This window comes from Pseudovibrio ascidiaceicola (genome assembly GCF_900114245.1).
Lineage (GTDB): Bacteria > Pseudomonadota > Alphaproteobacteria > Rhizobiales > Stappiaceae > Pseudovibrio > Pseudovibrio ascidiaceicola.
This window is the reverse complement of record NZ_FOSK01000001.1, coordinates 490218-502211: the sequence shown is the minus strand read 5'-3', so window position 1 is coordinate 502211 and position 11994 is coordinate 490218. Positions and strand designations below refer to the sequence as shown.

The window sequence follows — 11994 nt, the reverse complement described above, 5'->3', positions numbered from 1 at the left end:
TTAATCTTCATCCCCAGCAAGACTCTTGACGAGCTCTACAACCTTTTTGCGAACTTTCGGGTTTTCTATGCGAACGAAAGCCTTATTGAGAGCTAAACCATCAGAAGATGACAAAAAGTCGACGACGTACGTGGTTTGTGGGTTATCACCAACGCCAGGCGTCTCATCCGGGGTTCCTGGAGCATCTTCGAAGAAAAAGGCGACAGGCACTTTCAGAATGGTAGCAATGTGCTGCAAGCGGCTTGCACCAATCCGGTTGGTCCCTTTTTCATACTTCTGAATTTGCTGAAATGTAATACCAAGGCTTTCGCCAAGTTTTTCCTGACTCATGCCAAGCATCATGCGGCGCAAACGTACACGGCTGCCGACATGAATATCGATAGGGTTTGGTGCTTTTTTGCTGGGCATTATCAAAGGCCCTCTTCTTTGGTTTTTTACGGTGCCTTACCGTGGGTTTTTATTTAAACGAGAGCGCATTTCAGCAACTCTCGCAAGAACGCAATTCATCAAACCTGCATTTCGACAATTGCCAAAACAACCTCTGACAGAGGCATCGGTGGCAGGCCCATAAGGTTTTTTTGAGGCCAAATCTGACGATCCAGACGAAAACCTTTACGTGTATTAGATGACGACATTTGCGTGCATTCGTCAATCTCTACGGGTAGGTAATAATTTCTCCATCACCAATAGGAGACTAACAACTACTAGAATAATTCCCCAAAAAATTGAATCACCCACCCTCACGTAAGGCGTGGGTCTTAGTATTTTAGGCAATTCACTACTGAAACTACCTTTTTTATTTAGAACAACTTCTGCGAGTATTCTACCATTGGAATCTACTAGACTGGAAATACCAGTATTTGCAGCACGCACCAACGGCACGCCTTGTTCAACTGCTCTAATTCTTGCCTGAGCCAAATGTTGATATGGACCTGCTGTTTCGCCAAACCATCCGTCATTCGTTAGATTTACGAGCAAGTTAGGTCGCTCAGATTCTGGAAGAACAGTTTGCGGGAAGATTGCCTCATAACAAATCAGGGGCTGGAAACTAAGTGAATTTTTTAAATCTATTTTTTTGTGTCGTGTCCCTGCAGTAAAATCTGCTGGAGCCGGAACGAGGCGCTCCACACCAATGGATTGTAGAAGCCAGCGCTTTGGCAAATATTCCCCGAACGGAACCAGACGCACTTTGTCATAGATATCTATGAGTGCACCTTCGTCTGACACAACAAAAGTACTGTTAAAAAAGAGATTCCCGTTCTCGGACAGTTCGCGGCGAATACCACCTGTAATCAACATAGTATTTTGGGGAAGCGTGGCTCCGATGGCATCCAGAGCCCCAGGTTCCTCATCCAACAGGAATGGAAAAGCTGATTCAGGCCAGAAAATGAGGGTCTCGGTATCCAGTTTCAGTTCAGAAAGTGCCTGCTGTGTTTGCTGCAGATAGAGCGGTAGGAGCCTTTGCCTGTTCTCGGGCTTCCACTTGTCCGCTTGAGGTACATTGGGTTGTATTACCAACACCTGAAGCCCCTCAACCGCCTGTTGAGGGGCCTGCAACCTATTCGTTCCGTATGCAACCACGCTGGCCCATACCAGCACACACGCGGAGATATAGGCAGCAGCGGCCTTACGCCTTCGGTCAATCAGCACAACAGGCATCGAAAACAGGAACAATACAAGAAAACCGACACCGTAAATTCCCAAGGCAGAGAAGCTTTGCATCAGCGTCAGGTTTTCGGCAAAGGCATAGCCCCACACATTCCAAGGGAAGCCTGTGAGCATGTGCCCACGCAGCCAGTTGGAAAGAGCCAAAGCAACCACAAAAAGCAGAATACGCGAGACCCCACGCGTCCAAAATAAGGAGGCTCCACCCAGCACCAATGACGGGATCAAAGCAAGACCACCGGGCAGTATGACCAGCGCGAAAGGGATCATCCAAGCGTAGCTCTTGGCATCAACCAGAAACGCTTCTGCAATCCAGAACAATCCGATCAGGAAGAACCCGAAGAAAAACGCCCAGGAAACACGAAAGAACGCAAAAAAACGGGCTTTACGTTGACCTACGGTTTGATCAGTAACTCCATCGAGAAGAATGATCAGTAATGGCAGTGCCACCCAAAGGATGGGAAAGGCGCCGTACGGAGGAAACGCAAAGGCAGATGCTATTCCTCCTGTAAAAGCAAGAAGTCCGCGTCTCCACCCTGATAATTCCCGAAGACTGCTTATCAGAGTTCGAGACTTATCAATGGCAGAGACCATTCCCCACTCCCGAATATCATAGGTAAAAATTCAAATTTGCGCTGCTTATTCTGCAGCTTCCGGCCTGCGTGGGCGTATTCTCTGAACTGCCACGCGCTGATCAACTCGGCGCTTGGAGATACGAAGGCGTTTAATGCGGCGTAAGTCAGCATCAATTACTTCGAACTCGAAGGCTGGCAAGGTTTTATCTATGATCAGCTCTCCGCGGACCGGGACCCTGTCCAGAATAGAGAACAAGAGACCACCAAGGGTATCCACTTCTTCCGTCTGCTCTTCGACGAGCTTGAAATCCGCTCCGAGCTCTTCCTGAAGGTCTTCCAGATCAATTCGAGGATCAACGACCCAAACACCTGGACTGACATTCATGATAAGTTCTTCTTCGTCCTTATCATGCTCATCTTCAATGTCGCCGACTACGGTCTCAACGATATCCTCAAGGGATACCAAGCCGTCGGTTCCACCGTATTCATCGATCACAAGCGCCATCTGCACACGGGTTACCTGCATCTTCTTCATCAGGTCAGAGGAAGACATGGATGGAGGTACAAAGTGCAGAGGCCGGATCAGGCCTGTCGCGTTCAATGGCGTTGAGAGATCAACACAAGACAGATCTAGCAGAGACTTTTCTTCTGTCAACTTCTCGGAAGAGTTCTTTTCTGGTTTCACCAAGGTCAAAGGCACATCCGTCTTCTTGGCTTTTACAGCCAGCTCGACGAAATAAGACATCAAATCCTTGATGTGGACCATGCCTCGCGGATCATCCAGATTGTCGTGATAAACAGGCATACGAGAGTGACCAGATGCCCTGAACAAGGCCATCACCTGACCGATTGTCGTTGTATCTTCCACAGCCTCAATATCGGCCCGTGGAATCATGACATCTTCAACTCGAGATTCGCGCATTTGGAGGATATTTGTCAGCAGCTCGCGCTCTTCTTTAGTAAAGGCAGCATCAGCACCTTCACTATCGCGGGCGAGTTCATCTTCCAAATCTTCGCGCAATGAAACAGCCGCGCTTCTTCGGAAACCTCTAAACGGGTTCAGTTTTGATTTCAGCCTGGTCAGGACACCAGGCTTCATCGCTTGTGGCTCAGAGGTATCTTCGGCAACAGCTGTGCCGGTACTACTTGCAGGCTCTACAGTTTCAGCCTGAACGGAGGTGCTTGCACCTTCTGTACTTCGAGGTTCCGGGCTCATCTCTCTCTCGTTGTTCCCTGTATTCACCGTGAATACCGGGGTTTACTTATCTGCCGATAATGGCGCATCTTTGTATGGATCGGGGATTTGTAGGCTCGCCAAAATCAGGCGTTCTTCCGCTTCCATTTCTTCCGCTTCCTCATCTATTTGGTGATCATATCCAAAAAGATGAAGGGTTCCATGAACAATAAGATGAATCAAATGGTGTTCAAATGGAATTTCAAGCTCTACAGCTTCGCGCTTTACCGTCTCTTTTGCAATAATAATATCACCTAATAGCGGGCCAAATGGCGGTTCCTCGCTATCGTCTCCCGGAAAAGACAAGACATTTGTTGGCTTGTCTTTCTCACGCCACGTCTTATTCAATTCCTGAATATGGGCATCATCTGTGAAGACAAGAGAAACTTCTGTGTTTTCTATTACACTCAGCTCACTTGTTGCAAAAGCGGCAGCGATTGCCTTTTCAGCAATCGCTTCCAATAGTTCTTCACTCTCCCAATCGCCTGCTTCAATCAACAGGTCGATGTGTACCGGGCAAGCTGTATTCATTCCTGGGAGCCTTGCTCTTCTTTTTCTTTGGCAGCCTCTTCAGCTTGCCTACGTTCTTTAGCTTCCAGTCGACGTCGGCTCTCGCTGTCGTACGCACCTACAATGCGTGCCACCAGCTCATGACGAACAACATCACTTTCTGTGAAGTCCACGCGAGAAATACCTTCGACACCGTCAAGGATCTTCAATGCTTCACGCAAGCCAGACATCTGGCCGGGAGGCAAATCAACCTGACTTGGATCACCTGTCACGATCATCTTGGAGTTCTCGCCCAAGCGTGTCAGGAACATCTTCATCTGCATCGTTGTCGTATTCTGGGCTTCATCGAGAATAACGATCGCATTTGAGAGTGTGCGGCCACGCATAAAAGCGAGGGGCGCTACTTCGATCATGCCGCTTTCCAAGCCACGTTCCAGCTTTTCCGGTGCCATCATCTCATTGAGACCATCATAGAGCGGGCGCAGATACGGATCGACCTTATCCTTCATATCGCCCGGCAAAAAGCCAAGACGTTCGCCAGCTTCAACAGCTGGACGGGACAAGATCATGCGATCAATTTCACCACGCTCCAGCAATGCAGCAGCATAAGCGACCGCAAGGAAGGTTTTACCCGTCCCAGCAGGACCAACGCCAAAAGTCAGGTCAGAACGATCCATTGCCCGGATGTAAGCATCCTGAGCAGCTGTTCTGGCAACCAGAGTTTTGCGGCGCGTTGCTATCTGCGCAAACGCCATACGGGACTTGGGCTCCATCGTTGGCAAGGAGAGCTGAGCTTCAGCGACCTCTGCCAGACGGATAGCGCCATCAACATCGCCAGGCGTGATGTCATGACCACCCTGAAGACGCGTATAAAGCGACTCCAAAGCAAGCTTAGCCTGCTCTGTTGACGTTTTATTGCCGCGAATGGTGACCTGATTGCCGTGCGCGACTGCCTCAACACCTAACCGCTGTTCAATCAGCGCAAGGTTCTGGTCGAACTGACCGAACAGATCGCTCACAAGCCTGTTGTCTTCGAATGCCAATACCACATGCATCATATCTGATGCCGCAATGGGGCGCATGGCCGTCCTTGAAGCGGACGTTGTCTGGGCTCTGCCCTTCAAATAATGCCTCCGTTCGCTTTTACGCGAGAATCTGGGAGCATCATGCACCTAAACAAGGCGGCCTTCCAGACTATTTGCGCTGGCAGCGACAATTTCTACTGATCTGATTTCACCATACAGGTCCAACGGCGCATTTACATGAACTGGCTGGAGCCAAGGTGAACGACCTGCAAGTTGACCTTCTCTGCGGCCTTCCTTCTCAAACAGTACATTAATTGTTTTGCCAATCAATGACGCATTGAAGTCTTTTTGCTGGGTGCTGAGCAGATCTTGCAATTCAGCCAAGCGCTCGGATTTCACCTGCTCGTCGATCTGCTCTTCCAATGTTGCTCCCGGAGTACCCGGACGCGGGCTGTATTTGAAGGAGAATGCGGAGCCATAAGTGACCCTGCGGATCAGATCCAGAGTGTCTTTGTGGTCTTGATCAGTTTCACCCGGGAAACCAACGATAAAGTCACCGGAGAGCGCGATATCATCACGCGCTTCACGAATACGGTCGATCAGACGGAAATAGTCATCACGGGTGTGTTTGCGGTTCATTGCCTTCAGGATCGCATCGGACCCAGACTGAACTGGCAAATGCAGATAAGGCATCAAAATATCAAGATCGCGATGAGCTGCAATCAGGCTGTCTTCCATATCCCGTGGGTGGGACGTGGTGTAGCGCAGGCGCTCAATGCCATCGATCTTTGCCAAGCGGAACAGAAGCTCACCAAGGCCCCATTCACGGCCATCAGGACCTTCACCGTGCCATGCGTTGACGTTCTGGCCGAGCAAGGTCACTTCACGGACACCAGCAGCTGCCAAGCGCTCGGTTTCCATAACAATCTGCTCAACCTTACGGGAGACTTCAGCACCGCGGGTGTAAGGCACCACACAGAAGGTACAAAACTTATCACAACCTTCCTGAACGGTCACAAATGCAGTTACTCCGCGCTTACGGACTGCTTCCTTGGAAGGTGTTGCAAGGTGCTTGAATTTCTCCTGAATATCAAACTCGGTCTCGACGACCTTTGATCCGTTGGATGCACGGTTCAGCAACTCTGGAAGGCGGTGGTAAGACTGAGGACCAACAACAAGGTCAACGATAGGCGCTCGACGGGAGATCTCCGCACCTTCAGCCTGAGCGACACAGCCAGCGACAGACACCATCATCTGCTTGCCGTCTTTGGCTTTCGCTTCCTTTAACTTACGGATACGGCCAAGTTCGGAATATACCTTTTCTGCCGCCTTTTCGCGAATGTGGCAAGTATTCAGGATAACCAGATCCGCATCATCCGGACTTTCTGTTTTGACGTAACCATCGTTGGTCAGCGCATCGTTCATACGATCGGAGTCGTAGACGTTCATCTGACAGCCATAAGTCTTGATGAAAACCTTACGGGTCGCTTCGTTCTTTTCGAGCGCCTCCGCAGTGTTTTCGGATTGGCTCAGGTTTTCGTTCTCTACTAGATTATCCATTAAATCCTCAAGTGGATCTGCTGCCGGAGTATCTTCTTCTTTTAATGCCCAGCAATTCGAGCGCATCTGCCTGAATCATCAGCAACGTCAGCTCGTCATTTTCAGAATTTGGAGAGCTTTACTCTGTTTTACGCAGAAAGAGAAGCCTTGTCTTGATCAGGCCCGAGCCTGCTCATCTTGTTTGGGACCATTTCCCTGCAATGCTTCAATGGTCATCCCTCTGACTTGCTCTTCCAAGTCCCGTGTTAAGCGTTTGCGATTGGTTGCTTTTTCGATAGGAACAGGAGTTCCCCATGTTAAATCGACGTCCAGCCCGCCTTCTTTGACGACAGACCAGAGATGACCGGCCAGTTCCATGTCTCCATACCAAGCAACATGAGCGCGCCAGAAACGCCCCATTGGCATGCCTTGCAGGCGCGTATAGGCAATTGAGAGAGGCTGCACATAAGCAACGTCTTTCTCGCCTACATTCATTGCGTGATGAACGGCTCCAACAAGTGCAGACCGGAATGGCAATACTTCGTTGCCATTGCTGGATGTACCTTCGGCGAACAACACCATCGCATCGCCTTGAGCCATACGCTGAGCGACTTCCTTGGCGACACGCCCAGTGTCAGTTCTGCGTTGTCGATTAACAAAGACCGTCCGCTGGAGCTTGGCAAACTGGCCAAAGACTGGCCAACCAGCAACTTCAGACTTAGCAATAAAACTCAGCGGCTTGGTGCATCCGATAACGACAATATCCAACCAGGAGCAATGATTGGACGTGACGAGAAGAGGGCGCTCCAACGCCATTTCTCCATGCTGCCGGATGCGCAGTCCAATTAAACGAGACGCTGCCTTGTGCCAGAGCAGAGGGATTTGCCGCTGTATCGGCCAACCTAGCTTCATTGCTACCCACTGAGGGGGAACGAGGGTCAGCGTTAAGAGTGTTAGTGCGGCAAGTATGCAAACTGCTCTGACAGTTGCCATGCACGGCCCCTATTTTTCGTCTAGCGGAATACCGTAGAGCTCCAAGCGATGATCAACCAGTTTGAAGCCCAGCTTACGTGCGACTTCTTCCTGCATTTTTTCAATTTCTTCGCTACGGAACTCGATCACATCACCCGTACGCAGGTCGATCAGGTGATCGTGGTGCTCGTCAGAAACGGTTTCGTATCTGGAGCGACCATCGCGAAAATCATGACGTTCGATGATACCGGAATCTTCGAAAAGCTTCACTGTGCGGTAAACAGTTGAGATAGAGATCTTCGGATCGATCTTGGAAGCTCTTCTGTAAAGCTCTTCCACATCTGGGTGGTCTTCAGCAGACTGAATTACATCAGCAATCACGCGGCGCTGTTCTGTCATCCGCATACCCTTATGAGCACACATTTCAATCAGCGTCATTTTTTCTTCTGCCGTCATTTGCCCCAATTCCTCAAAATCACACAGGCACCACAGTTCCAGTCTGCGTTGGTATCCTAGCCCTCAAAACTGTGAGAGAAAAGAACCTGTTTCACTGTAACGCGGTTTGAGCGTGAGCTAAAAGCCTCATCTCACATGCGTAGTGTCGCTTAAACGAGATCGCAACGCATAACAAGCGCTGTTCCACTGCCTTCGCTAGCCGCATAATACGCTTTTCTTTCTCCAACCTGCTTGAAGCCCAAATTTTTATAGAGCTTCAGTGCGGAGCTGTTCGTGTCATCCACTTCCAAGAACAGCGCTTCGGTACGATCAGAGTAAAGCTGGAAGATGGCGGCTTCCATAAGTTTTCGCCCTATCCCCTTATTCTGTTGTCTGGGGGAGACCGCTATGGTCAAAACTTCGGCCTCTCCAGCGATAGAGCGGATCACGACAAAACCGAGATCGGTTTTGCCAGCCACACCAGAGGTGCGGGCAGACAGGAAGAAAACGCCTTTTTGTTCAAAGATTGCGGCGAGTTCTGCTGTACCCCAATTTTGCTTGAAGCACTCGGCGTGAAGTTTCGCCAGTTTAGGCAGGTCGTCTTTCTCAGCACGCTCGATAACCGGCGGCTTTTCTGATGTCCACCAGGACTTCATTGACGACGAACCTTTCCTTTCTCACCCGGAATAGCATCAGGAGCCCGAAGGTAGAGCGGCATCGGAGCTTTATCCTGACGCTTTGCACCTTTACCGAGCTTTGCGATGTAGTCAATCGATGCAGCAGCGGCATCATTGCAAACGCGAGACTTATCTACGCCTGCAGCATTGGCGACAGCCTGTGCAGCAGAGCCTGCCAGAAGGGTCTCTGCATCGAGATTGTGTGAGAGGTCCTTGACGGTTGAAACACGAGCCTCTCCAATCGGAGCACCAGTTTCATCAAAATTTTGACAGTAGACTTCATTGCGACGCGCATCGAGAACCACCAGAATTGGTTTTCTGACGGGAGCAGCGTCCAAAGACTCGTGTGCAATTGCAGCCAATGTTGTGACCGAAACAACAGGCTTTTCGAGAACGAGACCAAACCCACGCGCAATGGAAAGGCCGACACGTAGACCTGTAAAACTGCCCGGACCAACATTCACAACAATGCGGTCCAGTGAGTTAAACGTTGTCGAGGAGTCCGTCATGACACTCGCAACCATGCCCATAATGCGTTCAGCATGACCTCGTCCGAGGTCTTCGCATTGGGAGACGATATCCGGCGCTCCGCCTTCATCAGTTAAAACGGCGGCAGCACAGGTACTTAGTGCGGTATCAATAGCAAGCAACTTCATAAGTTCGGCTTATCGTTAGGGCAGCTGGTTGTCGAGCAACCAATTCGTTTAACACCCGGAGTATTTTTGGGCCTTGCAGCAAAAAGGGCAGCTGGTGCTGCCCTGTTTCAGAAGATTTACATTAGCAAAAACTACATTTGTCTAACTTCTTGAACTTCTGGGATGAAATGCCGCATCAGGTTCTGAATCCCATGGCTCAGTGTTGCCGTTGAGGATGGGCAACCTGCACAGGCGCCGCGCATGCTCAAATAAACGATACCCTCACGATATCCCCTGAATGTTATGTCACCACCATCTTGAGCAACTGCAGGGCGTACGCGGGTTTCGAGCAGCTCCTTGATCATGTTTACAGTCTCTTCGTCTTCTGCGTCGAAGAACTCTTCTCCTGTATCGCCATCACCAGCTTCCTCACCTTTCAGGATCGGGGTGTTGGCCATAAAGTTTTCCATGATCGCACCAAGAATGGCCGGGCGCATATGCTGCCAGTCAGTCTCATCCTTGGTTACTGTGATAAAGTCATGACCAAAGAAGATGCCAACCACGCCTGGAATAGTAAAAAGCTTCTCCGCCAGCGGTGATATTGTGGCTTCTCCTGCCGAGCGAAAATCGCGTGTGCCTTCCGACAATACTACGCGGCCAGGCAAAAACTTGAGTGTTGCCGGATTTGGTGTCGCTTCGGTCTGAATGAACATGGTTTTGTTTCCGATTTTTATGCCAAAGAGCTTTCGCAAGCAGTCGCAGCACAGTTTACACTACTTCACGCTTCAGCAATGACTGTTTTCAAGTTCTATATGATAGGTAAACCTGATCAGGCAAGAGCATCTAGTGCATCATCGTCCAAATTACCTGGTACGATGGTTGTCGGAATAGGGAATGTTCCAGCTGATTTGCCCGCAATAGATGAAACAAGAGGCCCAGGGCCTTCTTTGCTGGTTCCTGCCGCCAATACAAGAATCGCAATGTCTGCATCTTCTTCAATCAGGTCAATGATCTCATCTGACTGGTGACCTTCACGCACAACCAACTCTGGCTCTGTCCGTGCAGCCGCTCTCACTCTTTCGGCAGCTTTAGCCAAAATGGTGTCTGCATTATCGCGCGCTTCCTGGCGCATGATGTCCTCAACCCCTAGCCAATGCTGGAAGTTTCCGGGTGCAATGACAAAGAGCAAGAGAACGACACCGCCGGTGCGGGCCGCACGCTTTGAGGCATAAACGATGGCTCGACCACATTCTGGAGTGTCATCGACTACAACCAGAAACTTTCGGTCGTGACCTTCTTCATTACTTTTGCGAATAGCTACCATGTCGGCATGCTGCCACTTGAGGTGGTATGCGGCAAGTATTTTTCCTTGCCACATTCCGTTAGGTTTTCTTTTTCCGACTGATTTTTTCGTCAGTTAGAGGATGAACTGAGACAAATCGACATTCTTGGCCAGTTCGCTCACATTCGATTTCACGTAGGCTGCATCAATTGTGACCTGCTCACCAGACTTGTCTGGTGCGGCGAAGGAAATCTCATCCAGCACACGCTCCATCACAGTCTGCAAACGGCGAGCCCCAATGTTTTCGACCGTCGCATTCAAATCAACAGCGATTGTCGCAATCTCATCGATTGCATCCTCGGTAAATTCGATGCTCACGCTTTCCGTCGCCATCAATGCAACATACTGCTTGATCAGGCTGGCTTCGGTTTCTGTCAGGATCTTGACAAAATCTTCTTTCGTCAGCGCTTTCAGCTCAACACGGATCGGAAGACGGCCCTGAAGTTCAGGCAGAAGGTCTGATGGCTTTGAGACGTGGAATGCGCCAGAAGCGATGAACAGAATATGATCTGTTTTCACCGGGCCATGCTTTGTTGATACAACAGTGCCCTCGATCAGCGGCAGCAAATCACGTTGAACGCCTTCGCGGGAGACATCACCACCGTTACGGCCATCTTTCCCGCAGATTTTGTCGATCTCATCAAGGAAAACAATACCGGAGTTTTCAACCAGCTCGATTGCCTCTTGAACAACCTTCTCTTCATCAAGAAGCTTGTCGGACTCCTCCGCCAGAAGCAGCTTGTGGCTATCTTTGACGTTTGTGCGCTTCGGCTTGGTCTGACCACCAAATGCTTTGCCCAACATATCGGAGATGTTCATGACACCGACACTGCCCCCTGGCATGCCAGGAATATCAAAGCTTGGCATCTGTGGATTGGCACGCACCTCAACTTCAATTTCTTTGTCGTCGAGATCGCCTTCACGCAATTTCTTACGGAAGGTATCGCGAGTGGATGGGCTTGCATTGTTGCCGACCAGCGCATCCAGAACACGCTCTTCAGCAAGAACATGTGCTTTCGCCTCGACTTCTTTACGGCTTTGCTCGCGTACGAGAGCAATGCTGGATTCGACCAGATCACGAACGATCTGCTCTACATCACGGCCAACGTACCCTACCTCGGTAAACTTGGTTGCTTCAACTTTTGTGAAAGGAGCATTCGCAAGCTTAGCAAGACGACGAGAGATCTCAGTTTTACCAACACCAGTTGGGCCAATCATGAGAATGTTCTTTGGCTGAACTTCTTCGCGCAGCTCTTCATCCAACTGCTGACGCCGCCATCTGTTGCGCAGTGCAATCGCAACTGCACGTTTTGCGTCATGCTGGCCGATGATGTAGCGATCGAGTTCACTAACGATTTCCCGAGGAGAGAAATTTGTCATTTTCT

13 protein-coding genes are annotated in these 11994 nt (G+C 50.0%); all 13 read right to left on the bottom strand.

Translation table 11 applies throughout. From position 1 onward, the window contains the following. Positions 1-408 carry a helix-turn-helix domain-containing protein gene (locus BM231_RS02415; protein ID WP_082596806.1) on the bottom strand — a complete coding sequence of 136 codons (408 nt, stop codon included), beginning with the start codon at positions 406-408 and terminating at the stop codon, positions 1-3. Between the two features lie 240 nt (positions 409-648). Then, positions 649-2259 carry an apolipoprotein N-acyltransferase gene (lnt, locus tag BM231_RS02410; RefSeq protein ID WP_093516444.1) on the bottom strand — a complete coding sequence of 537 codons (1611 nt, stop codon included), beginning with the start codon at positions 2257-2259 and terminating at the stop codon, positions 649-651. 45 nt (positions 2260-2304) lie between these two features. Further along, positions 2305-3456, bottom strand: a complete 1152-nt coding sequence (locus BM231_RS02405; protein ID WP_208860005.1) for a hemolysin family protein — start codon at positions 3454-3456, stop codon at positions 2305-2307. Between the two features lie 42 nt (positions 3457-3498). Beyond that, entirely contained in the window at positions 3499-4005 is a 507-nt protein-coding gene (ybeY, locus tag BM231_RS02400; protein ID WP_093516440.1) for an rRNA maturation RNase YbeY, read from the bottom strand. Continuing rightward, positions 4002-5108 (bottom strand): PhoH family protein, encoded by a 1107-nt coding sequence (locus BM231_RS02395; protein WP_425287807.1) that lies wholly within the window; start codon positions 5106-5108, stop codon positions 4002-4004. Before BM231_RS02395 ends, ybeY begins: the two co-directional genes overlap by 4 nt. A 48-nt stretch (positions 5109-5156) precedes the next feature. After that, positions 5157-6569, bottom strand: a complete 1413-nt coding sequence (gene miaB / locus BM231_RS02390; RefSeq protein ID WP_093517042.1) for a tRNA (N6-isopentenyl adenosine(37)-C2)-methylthiotransferase MiaB — start codon at positions 6567-6569, stop codon at positions 5157-5159. 156 nt (positions 6570-6725) lie between these two features. Beyond that, positions 6726-7541 carry a lyso-ornithine lipid O-acyltransferase gene (gene olsA, locus BM231_RS02385; RefSeq protein WP_208860004.1) on the bottom strand — a complete coding sequence of 272 codons (816 nt, stop codon included), beginning with the start codon at positions 7539-7541 and terminating at the stop codon, positions 6726-6728. A 9-nt stretch (positions 7542-7550) separates the two neighbouring features. Then, the gene (locus tag BM231_RS02380) at positions 7551-7976 is read right to left on the bottom strand and encodes a Fur family transcriptional regulator (RefSeq protein WP_057463079.1); all 426 of its coding nucleotides are present in this window, start codon (positions 7974-7976) and stop codon (positions 7551-7553) included. Positions 7977-8125: 149 nt separating this feature from the next. After that, positions 8126-8611, bottom strand: coding sequence for a ribosomal protein S18-alanine N-acetyltransferase (rimI, locus tag BM231_RS02375; protein WP_093516436.1), 486 nt, complete (start codon positions 8609-8611; stop codon positions 8126-8128). Further along, positions 8608-9288, bottom strand: a complete 681-nt coding sequence (tsaB, locus tag BM231_RS02370; RefSeq protein ID WP_093516434.1) for a tRNA (adenosine(37)-N6)-threonylcarbamoyltransferase complex dimerization subunit type 1 TsaB — start codon at positions 9286-9288, stop codon at positions 8608-8610. Before tsaB ends, rimI begins: the two co-directional genes overlap by 4 nt. Positions 9289-9419: 131 nt before the next feature. Continuing rightward, a complete protein-coding gene (locus BM231_RS02365) occupies positions 9420-9980 on the bottom strand; it encodes a NifU family protein (RefSeq protein ID WP_063294769.1) in 561 nt (186 codons plus the stop codon). 116 nt (positions 9981-10096) lie between these two features. Next, the gene (locus tag BM231_RS02360) at positions 10097-10591 is read right to left on the bottom strand and encodes a universal stress protein (protein ID WP_063294958.1); all 495 of its coding nucleotides are present in this window, start codon (positions 10589-10591) and stop codon (positions 10097-10099) included. A 93-nt stretch (positions 10592-10684) separates the two neighbouring features. Next, entirely contained in the window at positions 10685-11989 is a 1305-nt protein-coding gene (gene hslU, locus BM231_RS02355) for an ATP-dependent protease ATPase subunit HslU (protein ID WP_063309094.1), read from the bottom strand. Positions 11990-11994 lie beyond the last annotated feature (5 nt).

Excerpts from the sequence above, each read along its gene's own strand:
- BM231_RS02415 (WP_082596806.1), bottom strand. The coding sequence starts at position 408 with ATGCCCAGCAAAAAAGCACCAAACCCTATCGATATTCATGTCGGCAGC.
- BM231_RS02365 (WP_063294769.1), bottom strand. The coding sequence starts at position 9,980 with ATGTTCATTCAGACCGAAGCGACACCAAATCCGGCAACACTCAAGTTT.
- hslU (WP_063309094.1), bottom strand. The coding sequence starts at position 11,989 with ATGACAAATTTCTCTCCTCGGGAAATCGTTAGTGAACTCGATCGCTAC.
- ybeY (WP_093516440.1), bottom strand. The coding sequence starts at position 4,005 with ATGAATACAGCTTGCCCGGTACACATCGACCTGTTGATTGAAGCAGGC.
- BM231_RS02380 (WP_057463079.1), bottom strand. The coding sequence starts at position 7,976 with ATGACGGCAGAAGAAAAAATGACGCTGATTGAAATGTGTGCTCATAAG.
- rimI (WP_093516436.1), bottom strand. The coding sequence starts at position 8,611 with ATGAAGTCCTGGTGGACATCAGAAAAGCCGCCGGTTATCGAGCGTGCT.
- miaB (WP_093517042.1), bottom strand. The coding sequence starts at position 6,569 with ATGGATAATCTAGTAGAGAACGAAAACCTGAGCCAATCCGAAAACACT.
- BM231_RS02405 (WP_208860005.1), bottom strand. The coding sequence starts at position 3,456 with ATGAGCCCGGAACCTCGAAGTACAGAAGGTGCAAGCACCTCCGTTCAG.
- olsA (WP_208860004.1), bottom strand. The coding sequence starts at position 7,541 with ATGGCAACTGTCAGAGCAGTTTGCATACTTGCCGCACTAACACTCTTA.
- BM231_RS02360 (WP_063294958.1), bottom strand. The coding sequence starts at position 10,591 with ATGGTAGCTATTCGCAAAAGTAATGAAGAAGGTCACGACCGAAAGTTT.
- tsaB (WP_093516434.1), bottom strand. The coding sequence starts at position 9,288 with ATGAAGTTGCTTGCTATTGATACCGCACTAAGTACCTGTGCTGCCGCC.
- lnt (WP_093516444.1), bottom strand. The coding sequence starts at position 2,259 with ATGGTCTCTGCCATTGATAAGTCTCGAACTCTGATAAGCAGTCTTCGG.